This is a genomic window from Polynucleobacter sp. JS-JIR-II-50 (assembly GCF_018687895.1).
Lineage (GTDB): Bacteria > Pseudomonadota > Gammaproteobacteria > Burkholderiales > Burkholderiaceae > Polynucleobacter.
Genome location: NZ_CP061307.1, coordinates 1,861,996 through 1,887,011, shown reverse-complemented (window position 1 = coordinate 1,887,011; position 25,016 = coordinate 1,861,996). Strand labels below are relative to the sequence as shown.

At 46.7% G+C, this 25,016-nt stretch carries 24 protein-coding genes and 1 other RNA gene; 10 read left to right on the top strand and 15 right to left on the bottom strand.

The genetic code is table 11. The features are described from left to right. Window positions 1-52 precede the first annotated feature (52 nt). Window positions 53-359: RNase P RNA component class A (rnpB, locus tag FD963_RS09365), an RNA gene on the top strand. Here rnpB and FD963_RS09360 read toward each other — a convergent pair. Beyond that, window positions 360-782: an OsmC family protein gene (locus FD963_RS09360; RefSeq protein WP_215362191.1), complete on the bottom strand. Its 423-nt coding sequence runs from the start codon at window positions 780-782 to the stop codon at window positions 360-362. Window positions 783-1,192: 410 nt separating this feature from the next. On the opposite strand from FD963_RS09360, the gene rplM reads away from it, so the two are divergent. From rplM to erpA, 4 genes are all read left to right on the top strand, one after another. Further along, window positions 1,193-1,621, top strand: a complete 429-nt coding sequence (gene rplM, locus FD963_RS09355; RefSeq protein ID WP_072582725.1) for a 50S ribosomal protein L13 — start codon at window positions 1,193-1,195, stop codon at window positions 1,619-1,621. A gap of 9 nt (window positions 1,622-1,630) precedes the next feature. Continuing rightward, window positions 1,631-2,032, top strand: coding sequence for a 30S ribosomal protein S9 (rpsI, locus tag FD963_RS09350; protein ID WP_072582726.1), 402 nt, complete (start codon window positions 1,631-1,633; stop codon window positions 2,030-2,032). A 120-nt stretch (window positions 2,033-2,152) separates the two neighbouring features. Beyond that, the gene (argC, locus tag FD963_RS09345) at window positions 2,153-3,211 is read left to right on the top strand and encodes an N-acetyl-gamma-glutamyl-phosphate reductase (protein ID WP_215363973.1); all 1,059 of its coding nucleotides are present in this window, start codon (window positions 2,153-2,155) and stop codon (window positions 3,209-3,211) included. 80 nt (window positions 3,212-3,291) lie between these two features. Continuing rightward, entirely contained in the window at window positions 3,292-3,666 is a 375-nt protein-coding gene (gene erpA / locus FD963_RS09340) for an iron-sulfur cluster insertion protein ErpA (protein WP_068319574.1), read from the top strand. Window positions 3,667-3,677: 11 nt separating this feature from the next. Here erpA and FD963_RS09335 read toward each other — a convergent pair whose 3' ends face one another. Beyond that, entirely contained in the window at window positions 3,678-4,805 is a 1,128-nt protein-coding gene (locus FD963_RS09335) for an anhydro-N-acetylmuramic acid kinase (RefSeq protein WP_215362189.1), read from the bottom strand. Between the two features lie 76 nt (window positions 4,806-4,881). Here FD963_RS09335 and tyrS point away from each other — a divergent pair, with 76 nt between their 5' ends. After that, window positions 4,882-6,114: a tyrosine--tRNA ligase gene (tyrS, locus tag FD963_RS09330; RefSeq protein WP_215362187.1), complete on the top strand. Its 1,233-nt coding sequence runs from the start codon at window positions 4,882-4,884 to the stop codon at window positions 6,112-6,114. Here the strand turns inward: tyrS and ruvB are convergent. The 10 genes from ruvB to FD963_RS09280 form a co-directional block, all read right to left on the bottom strand. Beyond that, window positions 6,111-7,181: a Holliday junction branch migration DNA helicase RuvB gene (ruvB, locus tag FD963_RS09325; RefSeq protein WP_215362185.1), complete on the bottom strand. Its 1,071-nt coding sequence runs from the start codon at window positions 7,179-7,181 to the stop codon at window positions 6,111-6,113. The two genes, tyrS and ruvB, sit on opposite strands and share 4 nt — an antisense overlap. Window positions 7,182-7,207: 26 nt before the next feature. Then, a complete protein-coding gene (ruvA, locus tag FD963_RS09320; protein ID WP_215362183.1) occupies window positions 7,208-7,789 on the bottom strand; it encodes a Holliday junction branch migration protein RuvA in 582 nt (193 codons plus the stop codon). A gap of 29 nt (window positions 7,790-7,818) precedes the next feature. Further along, the gene (gene ruvC / locus FD963_RS09315; RefSeq protein WP_215362181.1) at window positions 7,819-8,349 is read right to left on the bottom strand and encodes a crossover junction endodeoxyribonuclease RuvC; all 531 of its coding nucleotides are present in this window, start codon (window positions 8,347-8,349) and stop codon (window positions 7,819-7,821) included. Window positions 8,350-8,381: 32 nt separating this feature from the next. Then, window positions 8,382-9,962, bottom strand: coding sequence for a bifunctional phosphoribosylaminoimidazolecarboxamide formyltransferase/IMP cyclohydrolase (gene purH / locus FD963_RS09310; protein WP_215362179.1), 1,581 nt, complete (start codon window positions 9,960-9,962; stop codon window positions 8,382-8,384). 52 nt (window positions 9,963-10,014) lie between these two features. Continuing rightward, a complete protein-coding gene (locus FD963_RS09305) occupies window positions 10,015-10,254 on the bottom strand; it encodes a helix-turn-helix domain-containing protein (RefSeq protein ID WP_072582732.1) in 240 nt (79 codons plus the stop codon). A gap of 57 nt (window positions 10,255-10,311) precedes the next feature. After that, a complete protein-coding gene (gene dusB, locus FD963_RS09300) occupies window positions 10,312-11,328 on the bottom strand; it encodes a tRNA dihydrouridine synthase DusB (RefSeq protein ID WP_215362177.1) in 1,017 nt (338 codons plus the stop codon). Between the two features lie 128 nt (window positions 11,329-11,456). Beyond that, window positions 11,457-12,614 carry an FAD-dependent monooxygenase gene (locus FD963_RS09295; protein WP_215362175.1) on the bottom strand — a complete coding sequence of 386 codons (1,158 nt, stop codon included), beginning with the start codon at window positions 12,612-12,614 and terminating at the stop codon, window positions 11,457-11,459. A 16-nt stretch (window positions 12,615-12,630) separates the two neighbouring features. After that, complete coding sequence (locus tag FD963_RS09290) at window positions 12,631-13,998, bottom strand: aminopeptidase P N-terminal domain-containing protein (RefSeq protein ID WP_251367225.1); 1,368 nt, start codon at window positions 13,996-13,998, stop codon at window positions 12,631-12,633. Next, window positions 13,991-14,707, bottom strand: a complete 717-nt coding sequence (gene murU / locus FD963_RS09285) for an N-acetylmuramate alpha-1-phosphate uridylyltransferase MurU (protein WP_215362172.1) — start codon at window positions 14,705-14,707, stop codon at window positions 13,991-13,993. The genes FD963_RS09290 and murU overlap by 8 nt, the downstream gene beginning before the upstream one ends. A gap of 10 nt (window positions 14,708-14,717) precedes the next feature. Further along, the gene (locus FD963_RS09280; RefSeq protein ID WP_215362170.1) at window positions 14,718-15,719 is read right to left on the bottom strand and encodes an aminoglycoside phosphotransferase family protein; all 1,002 of its coding nucleotides are present in this window, start codon (window positions 15,717-15,719) and stop codon (window positions 14,718-14,720) included. A gap of 33 nt (window positions 15,720-15,752) precedes the next feature. Between FD963_RS09280 and FD963_RS09275 the strand changes: the two genes are divergently transcribed. Genes FD963_RS09275 through rsmA form a run of 4 tightly spaced genes read left to right on the top strand, consistent with a single transcriptional unit; the run spans window position 15,753 to window position 21,503 of the window. Continuing rightward, window positions 15,753-18,287: an LPS-assembly protein LptD gene (locus FD963_RS09275; RefSeq protein WP_215362168.1), complete on the top strand. Its 2,535-nt coding sequence runs from the start codon at window positions 15,753-15,755 to the stop codon at window positions 18,285-18,287. Window positions 18,288-18,295: 8 nt separating this feature from the next. Then, window positions 18,296-19,741 (top strand): peptidylprolyl isomerase, encoded by a 1,446-nt coding sequence (locus FD963_RS09270; RefSeq protein WP_251367224.1) that lies wholly within the window; start codon window positions 18,296-18,298, stop codon window positions 19,739-19,741. Then, window positions 19,716-20,723, top strand: a complete 1,008-nt coding sequence (gene pdxA, locus FD963_RS09265) for a 4-hydroxythreonine-4-phosphate dehydrogenase PdxA (RefSeq protein WP_215362164.1) — start codon at window positions 19,716-19,718, stop codon at window positions 20,721-20,723. Before FD963_RS09270 ends, pdxA begins: the two co-directional genes overlap by 26 nt. Window positions 20,724-20,726: 3 nt before the next feature. Then, entirely contained in the window at window positions 20,727-21,503 is a 777-nt protein-coding gene (rsmA, locus tag FD963_RS09260) for a 16S rRNA (adenine(1518)-N(6)/adenine(1519)-N(6))-dimethyltransferase RsmA (protein ID WP_215362162.1), read from the top strand. Between the two features lie 48 nt (window positions 21,504-21,551). Here the strand turns inward: rsmA and FD963_RS09255 are convergent, their stop codons facing one another. Genes FD963_RS09255 through glyS form a run of 3 tightly spaced genes read right to left on the bottom strand, consistent with a single transcriptional unit; the run spans window position 21,552 to window position 25,001 of the window. Then, a complete protein-coding gene (locus tag FD963_RS09255) occupies window positions 21,552-22,286 on the bottom strand; it encodes a 1-acyl-sn-glycerol-3-phosphate acyltransferase (protein ID WP_215362160.1) in 735 nt (244 codons plus the stop codon). A gap of 7 nt (window positions 22,287-22,293) precedes the next feature. Continuing rightward, window positions 22,294-22,866, bottom strand: coding sequence for a D-glycero-beta-D-manno-heptose 1,7-bisphosphate 7-phosphatase (gene gmhB / locus FD963_RS09250; protein ID WP_215362158.1), 573 nt, complete (start codon window positions 22,864-22,866; stop codon window positions 22,294-22,296). Beyond that, window positions 22,863-25,001, bottom strand: coding sequence for a glycine--tRNA ligase subunit beta (glyS, locus tag FD963_RS09245; protein WP_215362156.1), 2,139 nt, complete (start codon window positions 24,999-25,001; stop codon window positions 22,863-22,865). The genes gmhB and glyS overlap by 4 nt, the downstream gene beginning before the upstream one ends. Window positions 25,002-25,016: the final 15 nt, after the last annotated feature.

Genomic DNA, 25,016 nt, shown 5'->3' with positions numbered 1-25,016 from the left:
AAATCATTACTTTCTTAGCCAAATTGGCCTGACTGCGTTAGACTGCAGGCGCAGAGTCAATTGGGCAATCGCCGCCTCTTTATTGAGGGGGAGGAAAGTCCGGACTCCATAGGGAAGGGTGATGGCTAACGGCCATCCACGGCGACGTGAGGAATAGGGCCACAGAGACGAGCGTATTTAGTTACGGTGAAACGCGGTAACCTCCACCTGGAGCAATCCCAAGTAAGCAGGCGATGAGGCGTCCCGCTGAGTCTGCGGGTAGGGAGCTTGAGCCGTCAGGTAACTGCCGGCCTAGAGGAATGATTGCCCCTAGATGCAAATCTAGGCGACAGAATCCGGCTTATCGATTGACTCTGCACTTATTCTGAAATGATTTCGACGCTGTAAGTCAGTTCTGCAGTTTTAGCCAACATAGTGGTCGCTGAGCAATACTTTTCATGAGAAAGTTTGACGGCGCGATCTACCTTTGCCTGATCCAAATCTTTTCCTTTGACCGTAAAGTGCAAATTGATCTTCGTGAAGACTTTGGGGTCTTCGGTTGCTCTTTCGGCCTGGAGAGCCACTTCACAGCCACTAATGGCCTGACGGGCCCTTTGTAGGATTAAAACCACATCAAATGCAGAGCAACCGCCTGCGCCGGCCAAAAGGAGCTCCATTGGCCTCGGGGCGAGGTTTTTGCCACCAGCTTCAGGGGCGCCATCCATGTTTACGAGGTGGCCGCTGCCCGTTTCTGCAGAAAAAGCCATGCCGCCATTACCCAACCAACTTACTCGACATTCCATTATTAGTGACCCCTAACTTACTAAATTAATCAATATTATCAATAGTTTACCTATTTTATGAGAAATTAAGTTGCTGCACAGCAACATAAGAATATTGATTTTGGTCAATATTCTTGCGTTGCACCATGCTCCTTGTGTAGAATAACCATATTGGTAGTCAGTCTTGTATAAGACTGCGACTTACCTCCCAGTGTCTCCTCCACCCAAACATAGGTGGATTCCAACCCAGGACTCGTTCCTGGGTTTTTTTTAGGTTACAATTCAAGGCTTTACTGAATTACCGAGCCGGTCAGCGGTAATTTGTTGTACCAGTTGAATTGCAGAATCTGCGAGCTTGCAAATATAAGCAGGGCCAAGGTGGACGTAGTTTGGTTGGGGTAATTTTTTTGACTATAACAATTTGAGAAATCATGAAAACTTTTTCTGCAAAATCCCATGAGGTAGTGCATGAATGGTTCGTGATTGACGCTACGGACAAAGTCCTCGGTCGTGTCGCCAGTGAAGTGGCACTCCGTCTACGCGGCAAGCACAAGCCTGAATACACCCCACACGTTGATACTGGCGACTTTATCGTTGTCATCAATTCATCTAAGCTCCGTGTCACAGGCACAAAAGGCTTGAACAAAATTTATTACCGTCACAGCGGATACCCAGGTGGTATTAGCTCGACTAACTTCGACAAGATGCAAGACCGTTTCCCAGGTCGCGCTTTGGAGAAGGCTGTGAAGGGTATGTTGCCAAAAGGCCCACTAGGCTATGCCATGATCAAGAAATTGAAAGTTTATGGCGACGCTAATCATCCGCACACGGCTCAACAGCCTAAAGCGTTAGAGATTTAAGGAACCCAAATGGCTATTAATTACGGAAATTGGAATTACGGTACTGGTCGTCGCAAGAGTTCTGTGGCGCGTGTATTTATTAAATCTGGCAAAGGCGAAATCATTGTTAATGGTAAGCCTATCGATGCCTATTTTGCTCGTGAAACATCACGCATGATTGCTCGTCAGCCTTTGGCTCTCACAGCCCACTTAACGACCTTTGATATCAAAGTAAACGTTTCCGGTGGCGGTGAAACTGGCCAAGCTGGTGCGGTTCGTCACGGTGTTACTCGTGCATTGATCGACTACGACAACGCCTTGAAGCCAGCCCTGTCTAAAGCAGGCTTGGTAACTCGTGATGCTCGTGAAGTTGAGCGTAAAAAAGTTGGTCTGCACGGCGCGCGTCGTCGTAAGCAGTTCAGCAAGCGCTAATTCTTTCAGTCGCTTAAGTTTTATCGAAAGGGTCGCGCAAGCGGCCCTTTTTGTTTCTACAATTGAGGTATTCAGAAGTTTTAAAAGAAACTTCGCATGATCGGTATTTTGGAGAATGGCATGATTAAAGTTGGCATCGTAGGTGGCACTGGATATACCGGAGTGGAGTTGTTGCGTTTATTGGCGCAGCATCCTGAGGTAGAGCTCACTGCAATTACTTCTCGCACAGAAGCTGGCATGCCAGTGGCTGAGATGTTTCCATCTTTGCGTGGCCGTGTTGCTCTGAAATTTACAACGCCTGATGAAGCTAAGCTTAGTGAATGTGATGTGGTGTTCTTCGCAACCCCACATGGTGTTGCGATGGCACAGGCAAAAGAATTGCTCGCTAACAATGTGAAAATTTTGGATCTTGCCGCAGATTTTCGTTTGAAGGATGTCAAAGAGTTCGCAAAGTGGTATGGCATGGAGCATACTTGCCCAGAAATTTTGGCTGAGGCAGTTTATGGCTTGCCAGAGATCAATCGTGATGCCATTAAGAAAGCGCGCGTAGTTGGTTTGGCGGGTTGCTATCCAACTTCTGTACAGCTGGGTCTAGCGCCTTTGCTGTCACCTAAATCGACCGGGGGTAAACAACTGATCGATGGCAATCACATTATTTCTGACTCAAAGTCAGGTACTTCTGGTGCTGGCCGGAAAGCGGAGATTGGCACACTATTGTCTGAAGCAGCTGATAACTTTAAAGCCTATAGCGTCAAAGGCCACCGTCATCTCCCGGAGATCGAGCAGGGCTTAAAAGCAATTGCTGGCCATGATCAAATTGGGCTAACCTTTGTGCCACATTTAACGCCAATGATTAGAGGTATTCATTCGACTTTGTATGTCCGCTTGACTGAGGCTGGTAAAGACGTTGATTACCAAAAGCTTTATGAGAGCTTCTATAAAGACGAGCCTTTTGTGGATGTGATGCCGGCAGGTAGTCACCCAGAAACACGTTCTGTAAGGGGTAGCAATGGCATTCGGATTGCAATTCATCGTCCAGGCGGCGGTGATACTTTAGTTATTTTGGTGGTGGAAGACAACTTGGTGAAGGGTGCTTCAGGCCAGGGAGTTCAGTGCATGAACCTCATGTTTGGCTTCCCGGAGACGACAGGCCTTACCCAGATTGCTGTATCTCCTTAATTTCATAAGGAATACCCCTTCAGCAAACTGGCCATTAAAAGCCTAAAATAAGACATTGCCTTTTGAATTAGGAGTAAATCATGACTGAATTAGCTACACAACCTGCACAAGATTTAGCCGAGCCACCAACCCCATTGGTGTTCACGGATAGCGCTGCTGCGAAAGTGGCGGACTTGATTGCTGAAGAAGGTAATCCAGAGTTGAAATTGCGCGTATTCGTACAAGGTGGTGGTTGCTCAGGATTTCAGTATGGCTTCACATTTGATGATGCTGTAAATGAAGATGACACTCTCTTTGAAAAGAATGGCGTTACTTTATTAGTAGATTCAATGAGCTTCCAATATTTAGTTGGCGCTGAGATTGATTACAAAGAAGACATCAACGGATCACAGTTTGTGATTAAGAATCCAAATGCGCAAACTACTTGTGGCTGCGGATCTTCTTTCTCTGCTTAATTAATTTGTAATTAAGCAGGATAGTAAGCACCTAGAATTCTAGGGCCCTTCGCTCCCGTAACGGCTGGCAAATTTGCTGGCCGTTTTTCTTTATGGGCCCACGCAAGCCATGCAAAGGCAAGGCCTTCCACAAGCTGCGGATCAATTCCTGCCAACTCACTTGTAGTAATTTCTAATGGCTTTTTGAAGAAATGCTGTGACTTCACTTTGAATAAATTCATCAAGGCACTATTTCTGGCACCGCCTCCACAGATAATCAGCTTCTGGGTTTGCGGGGCATAACAAGCTAAAGCTTCGAGGGCTGAGTGGGCTGTCAGGTGTAGCAATGTAGCTTGCACATCTTCGCAAAGATGATTTTCACCATTCAAGTTTTCTTGTAACCAAGCAAGATGAAAGTCGTCTCTACCAGTGCTCTTCGGTGGAACTTTTGCAAAGAAAGAATCAGATAACATTTTTGCAAGTAGTGCTTCGTTGACTTTGCCTTGTAATGCCCAATTACCATTTTCATCATAGGCATTACCTTGATGTTCGTGTATCCAGGCGTCCATCAGCATATTGCCTGGACCACAATCAAAACCAGTTACTTCGCCATTCTTAGGAAGTAAGGTGAGATTAGCGATGCCACCGATATTAAGAATGGCTAAATATTTATCTTCTATAAATTGTTGCGCATGAAATGCGGGAACCAAAGGTGCACCGTGTCCACCCGCAGCTAAATCCCGACTTCTAAAATCAGCAATCACATCAATGCCTGTTTTTTCTGCCAAGAGAGCGGGATTAAGAGTTTGATGTGTGTATGCCATATCACCCAGATGCGGTTGGTGGCGAATCGTTTGTCCATGTGCTCCGATGGCGGTGATATCTGAGGGCTGGAGCTTAGCTTTCTTGAGTAACTGATGGACGGCTTCTGTATAAGCTAAGGCCAAAGCATTTCCTGCCTGTTTTTCCCTGTGGAGCTCATTTGGGCCAGGGCTTTGGAGCTCAGATAAGGCTTTACGGAGCTCCGGCGAGAAAGGGGTGCTAATGGCGTCTTGCGCACTAGCTTCCCCATTAGGGCCTATCTTGGCTAGAACGGCATCTATCCCATCCAGGCTAGTGCCAGACATTAGGCCAATATAGAGGGAATGGGGTTTGTTCATGTAGCTCTCAGGAATGCGACAATTATGCTTTAGCAATTTAACTACTAATTTAACTGAATCAGCAATCCGAATCAGCATGACGGCTAAACCAGAACAAAAATATCCTTTGACCCCTGAAGTCTTTGCGGCGCTCGAAGTCACCAAACGTGGCTGTGATGAGCTATTGGTTGAGGCAGACTGGGTTCAGAAACTTGCTCGTAGCCAGGCTACCAAGACTCCACTCAGGATTAAATTAGGTTTAGATCCTACGGCTCCTGATATTCATCTGGGACACACCGTTGTTTTGAATAAGTTACGCCAGTTACAAGACTTAGGTCATACCGTTATTTTCTTGATCGGTGACTTTACGAGCATGATTGGTGATCCATCAGGTCGTAATGCTACCCGTCCGCCATTGACCGCAGAAGAAATCGCTGTCAATGCAGAGACTTACTATCGTCAAGCCAGCATGGTGCTCGATCCTTCTAAGACTGAAGTGCGCTACAACAGTGAGTGGTGTGATCCTTTGGGCGCACGTGGCATGATTCAGTTGGCTGCTAAACATACTGTTGCTCGTATGCTCGAGCGTGATGATTTTACTAAGCGCTATCGCAATGGTGTGCCGATTTCGATTCATGAGTTTTTATACCCATTGATGCAGGGCTATGACTCTGTTGCACTCAAGAGTGATTTAGAGTTGGGCGGTACAGATCAAAAGTTCAATCTGCTAGTTGGTCGTGAACTCCAGCGTGAGTATGGCCAAGAGCCTCAATGTATTTTGACGATGCCACTCCTCGTTGGTCTTGATGGCGTTGAGAAGATGAGTAAGTCCAAAGGTAATTACATTGGCATCAGCGAGCCTGCTGGTGATATGTTTGGCAAGCTCCTCAGCATTTCGGATGATTTGATGTGGGACTACTTCACATTGCTGTCATTCCGCCCAATGGCGGAAATTGATCTGATGAAGCAAGAGGTTGCTGCGGGTCGCAATCCAAAAGATTGCAAAGTCTTGCTCGCACAGGAAATCGTGGCGCGTTTTCATTCGCAAGCCGCGGCGGAAAAAGCCTTAGAAGACTTTAATCACCGCGCTAAGGGCGGTGTTCCTGATGACATTCCAGAAGTAAGTCTCTCGGGCGCGCCAATGCAAATCGCCAATCTCCTGAAAGCCGCTGGCTTGGCTCCATCCACATCAGAAGCCAATCGTAATATTGAGCAAAACGGTGTGAAGATTGATGGCGCAACCGTTGCTGATAAGCAATTAAAGCTTGAGGCTGGAACTTACGTAGTACAAGTAGGTAAACGTAAGTTTGCTAAAGTGACCCTAGCTTAAATATCTAAGCTAGCACTGCCACTTGGCGGTGTTAATCCAAAGTGCTCATAAGCCTGGCGGGTTGCCACTCTGCCTCTTGAGGTTCTTTGCAAGTAACCCTGTTGAATTAAATAGGGCTCCAGAACATCTTCAATCGTGTCGCGTTCCTCGCCAATCGCTGCTGCCAAGTTATCAATGCCTACTGGGCCACCATCAAACTTGTGCAAGATAGCCTCTAAGAGTTTTCGATCCATCACATCAAAGCCACTCGGATCCACATCCAGCATCTTGAGCGCAGCATCCGCCATAGCCTTAGTAATGGTGCCAGTGCCTTTTACTTCTGCATAGTCACGTACGCGGCGTAATAGGCGGTTAGCAATGCGCGGAGTGCCACGAGCACGCTTTGCAATCTCTATTGAGCCTTCTGGATCAATATCAGCCTTGAGTAAGCTGGCTGAACGATTAATAATTTTGGTGAGCTCTTCAGTGGTGTAAAACTCAAGTCTGGCCACGATACCAAAGCGATCACGCAGTGGATTGGTTAGCATGCCGGCACGTGTAGTTGCGCCAATGAGTGTGAAAGGTTTGAGATCAATCTTTACACTGCGCGCTGCAGGACCTTCGCCGATCATGATGTCTAGGCTGTAATCCTCAAGTGCGGGATATAGAATTTCTTCCACTACTGGAGATAGACGATGAATCTCATCAATAAAGAGAACATCGTTTTCTTCTAAATTAGTGAGTAAAGCGGCAAGATCTCCTGGCCTGTCTAGAACAGGACCGCTGGTCTGACGTAAGTTCACACCGAGCTCTCTTGCAATGATGTGAGCAAGAGTAGTTTTACCAAGTCCAGGAGGCCCAAACAAGAGAACGTGATCTAGGGCTTCTTGGCGCGCTCTCGTGGCGCTGATGAAAATCTCTAATTGCGCTCTGGCCTTAGTTTGGCCAACATACTCATCGAGTTGTTTAGGGCGAAGGGCTCTTTCAAAGACGGCTTCAGTATTGCCTGCTGCACCGCTCACAATGCGGGCATTACCTTCCGGTAAATCTTCAGGGATTGAGCTGAGGTCTTCTGTATGTATTGCCATGCTGAGAGTTTAGTGCCGTTTGGCTATTAGGCTTTAGATAGATACTTCAATCCCATACGGATGCCATCAGAAACACTGATATCGGGTGGAATTTGCTTGAGTGCTAAAAGCGCTTCTTTTTCTGAATAACCTAGCGCCAAGAGCGCTTGCAATACTTCGCTGCTAGCTTCAAGCGCCTGAGGTTTTTCGCCTGTAATGCCTAAGTCTGGAGCTAGCTTGCCTTTGAGCTCTAGGCAGAGACGCTCAGCAGTCTTCTTGCCGATGCCAGGCACTTGTGTGAGACGTCCAGCTTCTTGAAGCGCAATAGCTTGCGCCAGTTCGTTAACACTCATGCCGGAGAGGACTGCTAGTGCTGTGCGGGAACCAACACCGCTAATCTTAATCAGTTGTCTAAATGCTTCACGCTCAGTTTCAGTGGCAAACCCAAAGAGTTGCTGCGCATCTTCGCGTACTTGAAAATGTGTTAGCAGGGTAATTTTTTGACCAGCCTGAGGCAGCTGATACAAAGTACTCATGGGTACATCAACCTCATAACCAATCCCTTGGCAATCGACCAAAAGGCGAGGAGGGTGAACTGAAACGAGAGTACCTTGAATACGACCAATCATGTAGAGATCTTAACCTGTGATGTGTATTTTTACTTGCTGCGTTTCTTGGGCGCTAGCTTAGGTGCCAAAGCTGCAGTAATTGCTTTTGGCATCTGCGCATGATGGGCGGCGCAAATAGCAACGCCAAGCGCATCAGAAGCATCAGTCCCTGGGGCACGATTAAGTCTAAGTAAGCGCTTCACCATCTCCTGCACCTGTGGCTTGGCTGCGCGACCTGTACCCACAATCGCTTGCTTTACCCGAAGTGCGCTGTATTCGGCTACAGGGAGTTTTTCTGAAACGAGGGCGGCAATGACTGCGCCCCGAGCCTGACCTAACATGAGTGTGGAGCGAGGGTTGACGTTTAAGAAGACTTCCTCGATGGCAGCAGACTCAGGTCGATAGGTCTCTAGAACTTCCTTAACGCCTGCATAGAGGGCGCCTAAGCGTTCAGGCAAGCCTTTGGCTGGATCACCACTCTCAATCGTCCCAGAGGCAACGTATGTCAGTTTTTGGCCATCAACATCAATCACACCAAAACCGGTAGTCCGTAAACCTGGGTCGATTCCTATCCAGCGCATAGTAGCTTTATATTTCCGTCTACTTCTGTTGCTTAGTGACGGAAGTGACGTGTGCCAGTAAAGATCATGGCAATGCCATGCTCATTTGCTGCAGCAATGATTTCATCATCACGCATACTGCCACCAGGCTGAATTGCGCAGCTTGCGCCACCATTCACAACGACATCTAAGCCATCACGGAACGGGAAGAAGGCATCACTTGCTACTGCAGAGCCTTTGAGGCTTAAGCCAGCGTTCTCAGCCTTGATGCTAGCCATGCGCGCAGAGTCTACGCGGCTCATTTGGCCTGCGCCAATACCCAGGGTCATGCCGTTAGCGCAATACACAATGGCATTGGACTTCACAAACTTCGCAACTCGCCAAGCAAACATCATGTCGTGCATTTCGCTTGGAGTTGGTAGGCGCTTGCTCACAACACGCATTTCACTTTCGAGAACATTCTTAGCATCGGGGGATTGCACAAGCAAACCACCACCAACACGCTTGAAATCAAAGGTATTAAATGCGGTGCCCAATGGAATCTCTAGAAGGCGTACATTTTGTTTCGCAGCAAAGATCGCTTTGGCTTCATCGCTAAAGCTAGGCGCAATCAATACTTCGACAAATTGCTTGGAGATGGCTTCAGCTGCAGCGCCATCGCAGGGCACGTTAAAGGCAATGATGCCGCCAAAGGCAGAGCTCGGATCAGTCTTGAAGGCTTTTTGATAGGCTTCAAGGGCTGAGGCGCCAACAGCGACGCCACAAGGGTTGGCGTGCTTGATGATGACACAAGCTGATGCACCACCGGCATTACCGGTAAAGCTCTTAACGCATTCCCAGGCAGAATCTGCGTCGGCAATATTGTTGTAAGAAAGTTCTTTCCCTTGCAACTGTTTGTAATTGGCTAGTGCGCCATCGACAGAGAAAATATCTTTGTAGAACGCTGCAGATTGGTGCGGGTTCTCGCCGTAACGCATCTCTTGTACTTTTTCGAAGGCAAGGTGCAAAGTCTCTGGGTAAGCAGATCGGGCTTTGTGATCGAGATCATCACCTAATGCTGAGAGATAGTTAGCAATCGCACCATCGTATTGCGCGGTATGCGCAAATACTTTTTTGGCTAAAGCTAAATTGGTTTTGTAAGAAACGACATTCTTGTTGGCCTTCATTTCGGCTAAGACTGGAGCGTAATCTTCTGGTGAGATCAATACAGTAACGTCTTTGTGATTTTTGGCTGCTGCACGAAGCATTGCTGGGCCGCCGATATCAATGTTCTCAACGGCATCTTCGAATGAGCAGCTTTCCTTAGCGACTGTTTCATTGAAGGGGTAAAGATTAATCACGAGCATATCAATGGTGTCTATGCCATGCTCTTTCAGGGCTGCCATATGCTCTGGAAAATCTCTACGAGCTAATAAGCCGCCATGCACCATCGGGTGGAGGGTCTTAACGCGACCATCCAGCATCTCCGGAAATTTCGTTAAAGAAGAAACTTCGACAACAGGCAGATTGTTTTCGGCCAAGAGTTTTGCTGTGCCGCCAGTAGAAATGAGCTTAATACCTTGTTCGTGGAGGGCTTTAGCAAAAGGCACGATGCCATTTTTATCGGAGACGGAGAGTAGGGCTGTACGGATCATGGTTTTCGGAGCTTAATTTAAAAAATGGCTTTGTTATTAGTAAAGTTTGCGGTTACTTCAGAAGTTGATGTTCAACCAACTTCTTGTGCAGGGTGTTGCGATTAATACCCAAATACTGCGCTGCCAGTGATTGATTTTGCTTGGCATGCTGCATCACTAATTCCAGCATCGGTTTTTCAACAACAGCCAATACCATGTCATAGATATCAGTTGGTGCAGTTCCTTTGAGGTCATTCAGGTAACCCTGCAGTTGGGTTTCAATACATTCGGTAATCGGGTGCTTATTGGTCATAACAATCTATCAATACAAAAACAAAAAAATAAATAAAGAAACTAAATTAAGCTAGAACTATGCCGCTTCCAAAAATAACAAGCGGTCAGAATGGGATTTCATTTCGTCAAAATAATCATTGACCATTTGCAGTTGGGTTTTGCAATCGTCGGCGGTATTCATGCGCTGACGGAAAGCATGTGAATCACGCAAACCCTTGCAATACCAGCCAATATGCTTACGTGCAGTACGAAGGCCAATATGCTCGCCATAGAATTCGTAGTGGTCGAGTAGATGCCCATTCATGATGGCCTGAATCTCATTGATTTCCGGGGTTGGTAGCTTGCCACCCGTTTCGAGATAGTGATTGATCTCACGGAATATCCAAGGACGCCCTTGAGCAGCTCGTCCAATCATGATGGCATCAGCGCCGGTGAGCTTTAAGACTTGCTCTGCCTTTTCTGGGCTAGTGATATCGCCATTAGCCACTACTGGAATGTCCACACTATTTTTGACTGCGGTAATCGTTTCATATTCAGCTTCACCGTGATACAGATCTGCTCTCGTGCGACCATGGACGGTCAGCATGGAGATGCCAGATTTTTCTGCAAGACGCGCTATCTCAATAGCATTCTTATGTTCGCGATCCCAGCCCGTACGAATTTTCAAAGTAACTGGTACTGCATCCGGTCCGATACCAACAGCATTTACAACTGCTTCTAGAATTTGCTGCACCAAAGGCTCGTCACGTAATAAGGCAGAGCCAGCCGCAACATTACAAACTTTCTTGGCTGGGCAACCCATGTTGATGTCAATAATTTGAGCGCCGTGATCGACGTTAATTTTTGCCGCTGCCGCCATCATCGCGGGGTCAGCCCCGGCAATTTGAACGGCAATCGGTTTAAATTCGCCAACATGGTTGGCGCGACGTTGAGTCTTTTCGCTTTTCCAAAGTAGCGCATTGGAGGCCACCATTTCAGAAACGGCATACCCGGCTCCCAACTTCTTGCAAAGCTGTCTAAATGGGCGATCCGTTACCCCAGCCATAGGGGCCACAAATAACTTATTTGCGAGGAGGTGAGGACCAATGTTCATCTGAAAGGGCGTGTGCGGAAAGCATGACACTTTAGCACAGTCAGACCCAAATCTGCCTAATTTTTAGGCAGATTGCTTGCTACAGATCAAATGGAGAATGCTTATATTTTGGGGGCAATTTAAGGCCTTTAGCGCCTACCAAACATCATCTGGCGTGCTAAGGCTGTCTTGAACGGCGGAAGCCACTGAAGGGCACTTAAAGCCAATCCACGAGCCGCAACAACGGGGGCTAAATTGGATGTAAATACTCTGGCCATGAAGTCTGTAAGTCCAATAGTGGTTTTTCTATCAGCTTTGCGACTTCGGGCATAACTCTGCAGTGCATTTTGGACATCTACAGGAGATTGCTCCTCCGTCGAACCAGAAAATACCCCAACCAATTTTTCTGCTAGCAGAAAGGCATCTCGCAATCCTAAGTTCAAACCTTGGCCCGCTACAGGGTGCAAAGTTTGAGCGGCATTGCCAATCCAAACCTCATTGTCATGAGTAATCTCTTTGCGATAGTTCAAGCCAAGTTCATATAAACGACGATCTTGAATTTTCAGAAAGCGTCCAATCCGTGAACCAAATTCTTTTTGTAGTTCAACTAAGAAATCTGTGTCACTCAGTTGCAAACGATGCTGCGAAGATTCTGGCGAACCACACCAAACCAGATTCAAAATATTATGTCCGTAGTGACTTGGTAAAACGGCTAACGGGCCTTCTGCAGTAAAACGTTCCCAAGCTTGATGAGGTTCCGCATTCTCAACCTCAACTAAGCCTACGAGGGCTGACTGCCCATAATCGCGTCCAGATTCAACCCAGTCTTGCGTCTTAAATAAACCGCCCTCAGCGTGCACGATACATTGAGCATGGATGCTGTTTTCATCGGCATCCTTATTGATGTGCTTCCAGGCGAAGTTAGGGCTCTTTGCTTGAATAGCACGTAAGGCGTGACGCAGAGCCATATGAATGTCGCGATAACGAATAATGTGCCCTAGCGCATCTTGCTTAAGCTCTTCACGCGTCATCAGCGCGCGGCCAAAGCGACCCGCTTGCGAAACATGCACTCGATGAATTTCTGCAAACTCTTTTGGCCATGCATTAATCGTATCGAGCAAAAGTTTGCTACCGTGCGAGAGGGCAATGCCTCGGCTGTCGGCACTTGCAAGATCGTCGTCATTTACGGGGTTGCGGTCAAGCAAAACTATTTTTGCTCCAGGAAATTTCTGCAAGGTCCAGGCAGCACAAGCAAGCCCAACTGGACCACCGCCTTGAATCAAGATATCGCAATGAGATGAGTTCATTTTTATTGGGGTGGTCTTAAGCACTCTTCATGAGTGCTTCGATTTCATCGGCCTTGACAGGCACACCTCGAGAAATCAATTCACACCCAGAATCATGGATGACAGCGTCATCTTCAATGCGAATACCAATATTCCAAAATGCCTCATCAATATCAGCAGCGGGTCTGACATAGAGTCCTGGTTCCACCGTAATCACCATACCGCTTTTGAGAATGCGCCAAGGCTTTTCATCGTTTGATAGATTTTGGCTAGCTTCACGGTAGGAGCCCACATCATGGACATCCATGCCTAGCCAGTGGGATGTGCGATGCATGTAGAAGCGACGATAGGCTCCAGTCTCAATAGCATTTTCTAAAGAGCCTAACTCTGTAAGTTTAAGAAGCTTTTCATCCAGTAGACCTTGGGTAAGCACTTTAAGTGCCGCCTCATGTGGCTGCATAAAGGTATTACCAGGCTTAGTCATCGCAATTGCAGCTTCCTGTGCGGCTAAGGTGATGTCATACAAGGCGCGTTGCGGCCCTGTAAATTTTCCGTTGACTGGAAAGGTGCGCGTAATGTCTGATGCATAACCGTCGAGTTCACAACCCGCATCAATCAGGCAAAGCTCGCCACTACGTAATTCAGTGGAGCCGGCGCGATAATGAAGAATGCAAGAATTGGCACCGCCGGCAACAATGCTGTTGTAGGCAACGCTTTGCGAACCGCTATTTCGGAACTCATGCAGTAATTCAGCTTCGAGTTGATATTCACGCAGGCCAGGCTTGCAGATTTGCATGGCGCGAATATGCGCACGAGCGGAGATCTCTGCAGCGCGACGCATGATGTCAATTTCATGGACATCTTTAAATAAACGCATTTCATGAATCATCGTTTCAACATCATGAAATTCTGATGGTGGATTTACACCAGAACGTGCTTGCCCACGCACCTGCTTCATCCAGTGACGAAGGCGTCTGTCATTTTCAGCGCTCTCAGCAAGGCGAATGAATACCGCATCTTGATCGGCCAGTAAGTCACCGAGCTTTTGATCCAACTCTTTATTGCTGTGTGCGTAATCAATGCCTAAAGCGTCTGGCGCTGCTTCAGGGCCAAGGCGAATGCCATCCCAAATTTCTCGCTCAGGATCTTTGGGTCTACAAAATAAGTGAGATTGCAGTTGGAAACTTTTCCCATTGCCATCAACCTTCATGACGAGTGTTGCACCCGGCTCTTCAAAGCCGGTTAAGTAATAAAAGTCACTGTCGTGGCGATAAGGAAATTCACTGTCACGGTTGCGAGCAATCTCAGGGGCGGTTGAGATGACGGCAATGCCTCCGCCAGTCTTGGCAAAGATTTGTTCTGCTAATTGGTTTCTACGAAACTGAAAAATATTCGTTTTATTCATATGCCGCATTAAGCTCTTGTAAGCGTTGTGGTGTGCCTACATCGTGCCATGGGCCGAGATATTTTTCACCAGACACTTTATTTTGCTCCATTGCAGTTCTTAATAGGGGTGCGAGCTTAGCTGGGGCTCCGAATTCTAGGCCCTTGAAGAGGTCTTTGTGATAAATGCCAATTCCCGAAAAGGTGAGCTTTTCAGCGCTGCTGGGCCCAGTATTACTAACGGATGTGCCTTGGAGGTAAAAATCACCCTCGGGGTGCTGGACTGGGTTGGGAACCATCAATAAGTGGGCCAAAGGCATACTTTCATCCATTCGCATCTTGGAGACTGCTTCCAAAAGCTGGGTAATTGGTAGATTCGGGCTAAATACATCCCCATTAATGACTAAGAAGTAGTCTTTGGGCGCAATGATGGGGAGCGCCTTGCAAATACCCCCAGCGGTTTCGAGGGCCCTGCCTTCCGGGGAGTATTGAATGTGAAGACCAAATTGCTGACCGTTGCCTAGGGCTACCTCAATTTTTTCACCCAACCAAGCGTGGTTAATCACTACATCCTGAATCTTTGCCCTTGCCAGCGCCTCCAAATGCCACTCCAGCAAAGATTTGCTTTGAATGCTGAGTAAAGGTTTTGGTAAATCATCCGTAAGGGGGCGCATGCGCTCACCGCGTCCAGCCGCTAGTAAAAAACAAGGTATGGAATTGAGCTGACTCATGGTTTATGAATTACGCTTGATTTATGCGAGTAGATTCCAGAATCCGCGCCAATGGTTTTAGTTCAATATAACGGTTCGCTGTCGCAATAGCGTATTCCAGTACAAGTGGAATGTCCTTGATATAGCCATCTTTGCCATCACGATGAAAGAGTCTTGCAAAAATACCCAAAACTTTAAGGTGGCGCTGTAAACCCATCCATTCAAAGTCGCGATAGAACTGTCCAAAATCATTTGGCATTGGTAATCCTGCTTTACGACCCTCTTCCCAAAATTTAATGACCCAATCAATCACACGTTCTTCTGGCCATGCAATGTAAGCATCACGCCACAGTGAAGAGGCGTCATAAGTAATGGGTCCGTAAACTGCATCCTGAAAGTCAATTACCCCAGGATTATTTTTTTCAGTGATCATCAAGTTACGAGAATGGTAATCACGGTGCACATACACTTTAGCTTGAGCTAAATTATTTTCAATAATGAGTTCAAAAGATTTTTTGAGTTGCTCTGTTTGCTGTTCGCTCAGACTGATATCAAGATGCTTCTTTAGATACCACTCTGGAAATAAATCTAACTCTCTTTGCAAAAGAGCTTCATCATAGTTTGGTAAAACCCCTGGTTTACTTGCCAATTGCATGAGCACTAGCGCATGAGTGGCATCTTGATAAAGATGATCGGCCGTCTCATTGTTGAGCTCAGCTAAGTAGGTTTTGGTGCCTAAATCGTTTAATAGCAAGAAGCCTTCAGGAAGATTTTGCTCTAGGATTTTTGGCACATTTAAGCCTGCCTCGGAGAGTAATAAATCGACCTTTATAAAGGCATCTAAAGGCTCATGTTGGGGTGGAGCGTCCATCACGATCAAGGTCCCAAAATTGGGGTTTTTGGACTCAATTCGGAAATAGCGTCGAAAGCTGGCATCAGCTGAGGCTGGCACCAAAGAGTCAAGATCTAATTGCCAGCTAGCTTCTAGGGCTTTTAGCCAGATACGGAGGGTGTTTAAGCGTGAGTCAGTCATGGTCGATTCGTATAATAAGGCGGGTCTGGATCTATGAGTCATTATCGCCGTCGCGCCGGCCTTTGCGCCCCTCTTTTTTTGCATGTAACCCTGCGCGTCTTGATGGGGGTGGCATTGCTTCAATTTGCCCTCTGCGGACGTGCACAAGCACCCGCTCCTTTACCTGCAAATACACAAGCTAATACCAATACCGTTTTATTGCCGGATCGCGGTAATGTCACTGTTTTAAAGTTGGATGATCAGCTTCGGGTTGGTAAACCCATCAATGATGGAGAGGCCCTGACCTTTACCTCAAGTGATTCCATTAATGGAGTCGTTGATCGCGATATGCATTTAAAAGGGCAAGCCCAAATTCGCCGCAACGGCGGAGTCATTAAAGCGGATGAAATTACTTATAACCCAGATACTGACGTTGCCGATTTGTTGGGGAATGCGGAGCTCTCTAAAGGAAATGTAACCTTTAAAGGACCTAAGGGAACTTTTAAAGTTGATGCACGCGAAGGTTCCATGGAAACGGCTGCATATGAATTGAGAGATAACGGCGGCAATGGCACTGCAAAAAAATTAACAATTGAAAATGCCGATGTTTTTGTATTTGATAAAGCGACGTACACCACATGTACTCCGCAAAATATGGATTGGTATTTTTCAGCCAGCACCATAGAAATTGATAATGAACAAAAAGAAATGGTTGGAACCCATGGGGTGATGCGCTTCTTTGATGTGCCCATTGCATACGTCCCTTACTTTACTGCGCCTACTGGAGGGCAACGTCGCACTGGTTTGCTTGCTCCGGTCGCTGGCTACAACTCAAATAACGGCCTTGATATTACCCAGCCTTACTACGTCAATATCGCCCCTAATCGTGACTTGCTTTTATTGCCCCGCTATATGAATCATCGCGGTGCAATGCTCGGCGCTCAATATCGCTTCTTAGATACTCAGTACTCCGGAACTGCGATGGGTGAATATATGTCTTACGACAAAAAAACCGGTACCAGTCGCTGGAAGTATGACTGGCAACAACGACAAGTATTTAGTGGGAGTGTAGGTCCTGGCGGTATTCCGATGCCAGGCGCGTGGTCAGGTTATGCAAACATGTCCCGTGTTTCTGACAATTTATATCCAACGGATTTCTCGCAAAGTATTGCGGGGGCCGTTACAAGTCAGTTTCGCCAGGAGGTTGGGACTACGAAAGGGCTGACGGGGAGCTTAAGTAATTGGAATGTTTCGGCAAAAGCAATCACCTTCCAGACTTTGCAGCCTGATCTAACTGCCCCAGTGCAGTCCCCCTACAATGTATTGCCGAATATTAATGCGTCTTACAACAACCGACTGACTCCAGCGGTGGCAGATGTCAGTGGCAAGTATGTGACGTTGCCAACAGGTCCTGCCACTACCTTTTCTACTGACTACACCCGTTTTGCGTATAACGTGAATAGTAATTTAGCCTATGCTCCAGCTGGTTACTTATATAGTCAAGCGGATCGAACTGTAATTAAGGGCGCGATGGCTCTACCGCAAATTACTCCGGGCTATTACATCACTCCTAAAATCAGTTTTCAGTCTAATACTTATGCCGCTACTGCTGCAGTTACTAGTGCCAATCCTCTAGGCGCTGCACCCCCACCGCAGGGCTTTACGATCCCAACATTTAGTCTGGATTCGGGTTTGGCGTTTGAAAGGGATGCTGCTGAATTAAAAGGCTTCTTTGGTCGTGACATGTTGCTGACAATGGAGCCGCGCGCTTTCTATGTTTATACGCCTTATCAAAATCAATCGCAGACACCCTTATTTGATACGGCTGATGCTGGTTTTGGTGTTTCCCAAATCTTCAGTGAAAATACTTTTGTCGGCAATGATCGTATTGCAGATAGCAATGCCACCACCATTGGTTTAACTAGCCGAATGATTGAGGCCAATACTGGAGCGGAACGTGCGAACGTAACGCTTGCTCAAAAGCAGCAGTTCACTGGACAAAAGGTTGGTCTGAATGGAACGATTCTTAATCCAACTACGTATTCTGATACTTTAGGTTCTGCTTCACTTCGCCTGCTTGGAAACTTTAGCGCGGATTTATTTGGTCAATACAATACCCAGTTAAATAAGTTTGTACAAACAACGGTTGGGGGAAGTTGGCGCCCAACACAAGGCAGGAGTTTAAATTTCGGATATCGAAATGTTTGGACTCCTCCTACACAGGCTTTTGGCCCCACTCCAGCAACCTTGGCTCAAACAACCACGGATCAATACAATATTTCTGGGCAGTGGCCCATTACTCGGGAAATTTCTGTTTTAGGACGTTGGGGATATGATGCCTTGACCACCAAGACTTTGAACTCCTTGCTAGCCTTGGAGTGGAGTAGGGACTGTTGGACTTTCCGTGGCGCTTACTCCCAAGTCTTAAATACTTCGCAAATAACCACCACCCAGGTACTCTTTCAGGTCGAATTTAAGGGCTTTGGTAGCGCTGGAAGCAATCCAGTTGATATCATGAAGCTAAATGTTCCTGGATATATGCCTACTTCCAAGCCTATACCGCCTTCAACATACGAGAACTATCAATAATGCTTTGTATGAAACGTTTTAAACAAATGAGTGTTTATGCCATTTTTATTGGCATTGGATTATTTGTGAATATTGCATTTGCTCAGGACTCGGCAAAGGCGAATGCTATTGCCGAAAGCAAAATTCGTAATATTGACGGCGTGGCTGCAGTTGTCAACACGGGTTATGTCACTCGCAAAGAAATTGATGACCGAATTACTGCACTTAAAAAACAAGGTGTGAAATTACCTGAAGATGGTTCTCTGCGTAAGGTAATTTTGGATCGACTCATTTTGGAAAAAATCCAACTGCAAAATGCTGATCAAGAAGGGGTTAAAGTTACCAATAAAGAGCTAGACAGAATTATTGGTGACATTGCTGCCAAGAACAAGCTAAGTTATGCGGAATTTAAAGCTAAGGTAATCGCCTCTGGGATTTCGTTTGAGCGCTACAAGGAGACATTGCGAGACGATGTCATCGTTACTCGCTATCGAGAGCGCGAAGTTGAGGGTAAGCTCAAAATATCAGATGCTGAGATAGACAATTTTATTGCTGAACGAACTCGTGCCATGACACCAGGCGCAGCGCAGCGATCTACTCCGGCAGCAAAAGGCGAATTAGAGGAAATCGATGTAGCTCAAATCTTTATTCCAGTGGATGCTGGTGCGGGAGCGGGCGCCCAAGCTGATGCAAAAAAGAAGGCCGATGCTTTATTACGTGAGGCACGTGGAGATGTGGATTTTCTACAGTTGGGTGCAATGGCTGCAAAAGAAAATCCAAAGATTAAGTTCCAAGAATTGGGCTACCGTACCCCCGATCGTTTACCGCAATTATTTTATGAAGCTATTCGCAATACTGGAGGTGGCCAGGTTGCGAATGCGGTTGTTAAAAGTCCTGCTGGGTACCATGTGCTCAAGGTTTTGGATCGTCGCGCAGCAGGCGCAAGCGAGCCTCCGCAGCAGGCTGCGGCACCCGATGCCGGTTCAATAACCCCGCAAAATATTCCCATTACCCAAACTTTATCTCGTCATATTTTGTTAAGAAGTCGTGCTGGTTTAAGCGATCAAGATGCAGAGAGGCGCTTGCAGGGTTATCGTGATCAGGTACGGGCAAAGACTGCAGACTTTGCAGAGCTTGCAAAAAAATACTCCGAAGATGGGTCAGCACCTAATGGCGGTGACTTAGGCTGGATGAGCCCTGGAGATTTGGTTCCCGAGTTCGAGCAGGCTATGAATCGCTTACAAATTGGCGAGGTTAGTAACCCTGTAAAAACAGAGTTTGGCTGGCACTTAATTCAGGTGATAGAGCGTCGCGAAGGTCAGCTGACCGTTGAAAAGCAGCGACAATTTGCAAAAGCAGCAATCCGTGAGAGAAAGTTTGAGCAAGCTTATCAAGAGTGGATGCGCGAGCTGCGTGATAACGCAACTGTAAAAATTCTGAACGTGGAAGATGCAGCAAGCAGCGCACCTCGTTAATCTCGTTATAACTACCGGTGAACCAGCCGGCGTCGGGCCAGAAGTTTCTTTAGCTGCTTCGCTGGAGTTTCTACGTGAACATGCCGATGCTCGCATCACTTTATTAGGTAATGACCGGTTATTGACATTGCCTAATGGCCTTACTTCAGACCTATCTAGTCGATTACAAATCCAATCTATTCCCCTGGGAGCCCCTGTTACTACGGGAAGCTTGAATTCGGAAAACGCGCAGTATGTGGTGAATCTTTTAGATCAGGCGATTGATGGTTGTCAGCAAGGGCGCTTTGATGCCATGGTGACTGCACCACTTCAAAAAAGTATTATTAATGATGCTGGGACCCCATTTACAGGGCATACAGAGTACCTAGCTCTACGCTGCAAGGTTTCCCATGTGGTGATGATGTTATGTGCACCATTGCCTATCGGATTTTTGGGGCTAAAGACCCCCAGGGATTTACGTGTTGCTCTCGTCACAACCCATCTTCCTTTAAAGGATGTTCCGCAAGCGCTGAGTTATGACTTGATATTGGAAACGATTCAAATCATCAATCAAGATTTACAGCAGAAATTCGGAATTGCAAAGCCTATCATTCGGATGGCGGGTTTAAATCCACACGCAGGAGAGTCTGGTTATTTAGGTCGAGAGGAGATCGATATCATCTCACCGGCAATTGACGCGGCCCAGAAGATGGGAATTCATGTTTCCGGACCTTATCCCGGCGATACGATGTTTGACCCAGAATCTGTTGCGCAAGTAGACGCCTTCATTGCGATGTATCACGATCAAGGCTTAGCGCCATTCAAATTTGTTACCTTTGGTAAGGGCGTTAATGTCACTTTAGGATTGCCCATCATTCGAACCTCAGTAGACCACGGAACCGCTTTGGATATTGCTGGCAAAGGGATTGCTGACTCGGGGAGTATGCTTGAGGCTTTGCGCTTAGCGTATGAGTTAGCGCTGAATAAACGAAAGCAAGACTAAAACATGCATCGCGCTCGCAAACGATTTGGCCAAAACTTTTTGCAGGATAACGGAATTATTTATTCCATTGTTGCGCTTATCAATCCCAGCGCGGATATGCATGTCATTGAGATTGGCCCTGGCTTAGGTGCGCTAACACTTCCTTTGCAAAGTAACCTTGATCACTTGGATCTTCTGGAAATTGATCGTGATTTAGTGGCTTTTTGGAATGAGAAAAATCTCAAAGGCCTGACAGTGATTGAGGGTGATGCGCTTAAGTTTGACTTTTTGACGTGGGCTCAAAGTAGATCGACTAAGCAAGGCTTATGTAAGGTGGTTGGTAATCTGCCATACAACATTTCCTCCCCCTTATTATTCCATTTGGTTTCTGCAGCAGCCTCAATCGATGAGCAGGTGTTTATGTTGCAAGCAGAAGTAGTAGAAAGAATGGTTGCAAAGGCTGGAAGCTCTGATTTCAGTCGTCTGTCAGTCATGCTGCAGGCTCGTTACGATATGGAGTTGGTGCTAGAGGTTCCTCCTGAAGCTTTTGACCCTCAGCCTAAGGTGAACTCAGCTGTGGTACGGATGATCCCGAGAAGAGATTTCAAGCTGACTGATGTGCAATGGAATTCATTGGAAAAAGTAGTTGCCGCTGCCTTCTCTCAAAGAAGAAAAATGTTGCGAACTAACTTGAGTGCTTTTTCAGACAGATTGAGTTTGACGGAGATAGAGCTTAAGGCGAGAGCCCAGGATATTTCTGTTGACCGCTATATCGAGTGGGCTAAAGTTCTCGCCGCTTAAATCGATAATCAGTACTGACACAGTACTGATTTACTGCCTTCTAGTAATTTATTTATAAGCGCTGGGGTCAATCACGCGCATTTCAGCTTCAATCCAACCTTCTACTTCCCGCTGAAGTTCTTCTGCTGACTTATTGGTTGAGCTAATTGCGGGACCAATTGAAAAGATGACTGTGCCCGGTTCCTTGATGAAGCTATTTTTCGGCCAGCAACGACCGGCGTTGTGCGCAATTGGAATCACTAGTGCATCCGTAGCACTTGCAAGACGTGCTCCACCTTTGCGGTAAGGCTTTGTTGACCCAATAGGGGTTCTAGTACCTTCCGGAAAGAGCATGATCCATTTGCCTTCGCTCAAGCGTTTGCGGCCTTGGGTTGCTACAGAATGGGCTGCAGTCTGCTTATTGGAGCGATTAATGTGGATCATCTTCAGTAATGCCAGGGCCCAGCCGAAGAAGGGAATCCAGAGAAGTTCACGCTTAAAGACAAAGCAAAGTTGTTTTGGCAGTAGTGCGATATACGCAATGGTTTCGTAAGCAGACTGATGTTTGCTTAAGATGATGACGCGTTCATTGAGTACGGCCTGCATATTTTCCATACCGCGGATTTCATAATGAATGCCGCATAAAGGCTTTAATAAAGCGATAACGATTTTGTTCCAGAGTCCAATAAAGGTATAACGGTTTTCTGGACTCAGGAATGGAAAGGCCAGCATGCATAGCACTGACCAAATGGGCGTGAAGATCACTAAAAATAAAGCAAAGAGGATGGAGCGAATCAATTTCACGATGGGTCTAAGCCTTATTTTCTATCAGTGCATTTGCAAAAGCCAGTAGATCAGCATGAATTTTCGTGCCTTCAGGGAGATCACCTTTTGTAAGCGTTTTTTCACCCTTGCCGGTGAGTACTAGGTGAGGTAGAGCTCCTAAGGCTATTCCAGCCTGGAGATCCCGTAAAGAATCTCCCACGATAGGGACGCCTATCAGCGGTTTGTTGCTATCAGTCTTCTTGTAGCGTAATGCAATTTCTTTCATCATGCCTGGCGCCGGTTTACGGCAATCACATTGATGTGAATCTTGATGAGGGCAAAAGAAGATGCTGTCGATATGGCCACCTAATGGCTTTAGCAAAGTCTCCATTTTGCTATGCATGGCATGTAAATCATTGATTGTGAAGTAGCCCCTGGAGAGGCCTGACTGATTGGTTGCCAAAGCAATTTGATAGCCCGCTTGATTGAGTAAGGCAATTGCCTCCAGACTTCCTGGGAGAGGGATCCATTCATCTACTGACTTCACATAATCATCGCGATCTTCATTGATCACACCATCGCGATCAAGAATGACTAATTTAGAAGAGCTGGTGCTCATGCTAATTTGCCGAGATCGGCAACGAGATTCATTTTCTGGTGAAGTTGTTGCAGGAGGGCGAGGCGGTTATCACGCAGCTCGGGATTAGGATCCATAACCATCACATCCGCAAAGAATTGATCAATTGGTCCGCTCAAAGCGACCAGCGCTCTTAAGAGTTCAACAAATTGACGCTTCTCATAAGCGGCATTAAGGGCAGGAGTCACCTCTTCCAATGCTTTGTGTAACGTTGCCTCTGCTGGAATTTGCAGTAATTTGGCTGAACACGTTGCAGGAATAGCGGTAGTGGTTTTCTTCAAAATATTGCTAATGCGCTTATTGGCAGCAGCGAGTTGAGCAGCTTCTGCCAGAGCATTAAATTCACGCAAGGCGGTTAAGCGCTCAATTAAATCATTAATTTGTGCTGGTTCTTGACTTAGAACAGCATCAATCTCGGCGCTAGTAAACGCTTTACCGGCAACTGATTGGTCCCGCAAATAGGCGCGTAAGCGATCAATAATGAACGCATAAATATCAGCAGCTTTAGCTTTCTCTTGAACATCAGCTTGTGGAAACTGCGCACGAGCCAACTCAATTAATTCAGGTAAATCCAGAGAAAGATTCTTCTCTAGGAGTAAACGGCAAATACCTAAGGCATGACGACGTAGGGCATAGGGGTCCTTATCGCCAGTAGGCGCAAGTCCAACACCCCAAATGCCAACCAGCGTTTCTAGTTTGTCAGCAATAGCTAAGATAGTGCCAGTTTGGGTTTGCGGCAGAATATCGCCTGCAAAGCGCGGCATATAGTGTTCGCTGCAAGCGCTAGCAACATCAGCATTCTCACCATCATGAGTGGCGTAATAACGCCCCATGATGCCTTGCAACTCTGGGAACTCGCCAACCATATCGGTTAGTAGGTCTGTCTTAGCAATTTCTGCAGCGCGTGAAGCTAGCTTTTCATCGGCACCCAGTTTTTTGGCGATACCTACAGCTAATCCTTGAACGCGCTTTGTGCGATCTAGCTGATTGCCTAACTGGTTGTGATAAACCACCTTACCAAGATCTGCTACGCGGGAAGCTAATGGACGCTTTTGATCTTGCTGAAAGAAGAAGCGAGCATCTGACAAGCGTGGGCGTACAACGCGCTCATTGCCTGAAATGATGGCATCGGGCTTACTTGTTTCAATATTAGAGGCAATCAAGAAGCGATTACGTAATTTGCCTTGTTTGTCTGTTAATGCGAAGTACTTTTGATTGGTTTGCATGGTCAAAATCAAGCATTCTTGAGGTACCTCTAAGAACTCTTGATCAAAATGGCATTCATAGATGGCCGGCCACTCAACAAGCGCTGTTACTTCATCTAGAAGGCTATCCGGCATCAATACCAAATCATCGCCAGCTGCTATTAATAGGGCGGCTTCAATTTGCGCCCGACGCTGATTAAAGCTAGGAATAATCTTAGCTTTTGCCTGGAGTTCAGTCTCGTATTGGTCTGCATTCGTAATGGTGATCACGCCAGGAGCTAGAAAACGATGGCCTTCAGTTTGACTGGCTGCATCAATACCTAAAGCACTGATGTTTAAAGTAGTGGCGCCATGTAGTGCAATGATGCGGTGGGCAGGTCGAGCAAATTGCACATCGGCCAATTGACCATCCTTCTGCAGCACTTGGTAGTGCATCATTTTTGCAATGGGTAGCTTGCCTAATGTTTGCTCAAGCGCAGCCTGCGCAGTTTGCTCAAGCGCGGCACCTTTAGCAATGACATTAAGGTATAGAGCTTCATTCTTACCCTCGCCTGCTTTTTCTAAAGTGGCAAGATCAATATCCCCATACCCAAGAGCGCCTAATTTTTTGAGTAGTGGTGGGGTTGCCTTGCCTGCAGCGTCAAATGCAATGCTAGTAGGTAATAATTTTTCCCGCACAGGGTAGTCGGGCGCTTGATCAAGAACGTTAGTGACTTGAACGGCTAAACGGCGCGGGGTTGCAAAGCCGGTCATCTTGGATGATTCTGATGCAAGGCCGGCTGTTTTGAGTCCTGCAAAGATGCCTTCGCTAAATGTATCACCTAAGCGACGCAGAGTCTTAGGCGGCAGTTCTTCGGTAAATACCTCGATCAATAAAGTCGCTGATTGAGGTTTTGAATTAGATGTGCTCATAAGTGGAGTGCAGAA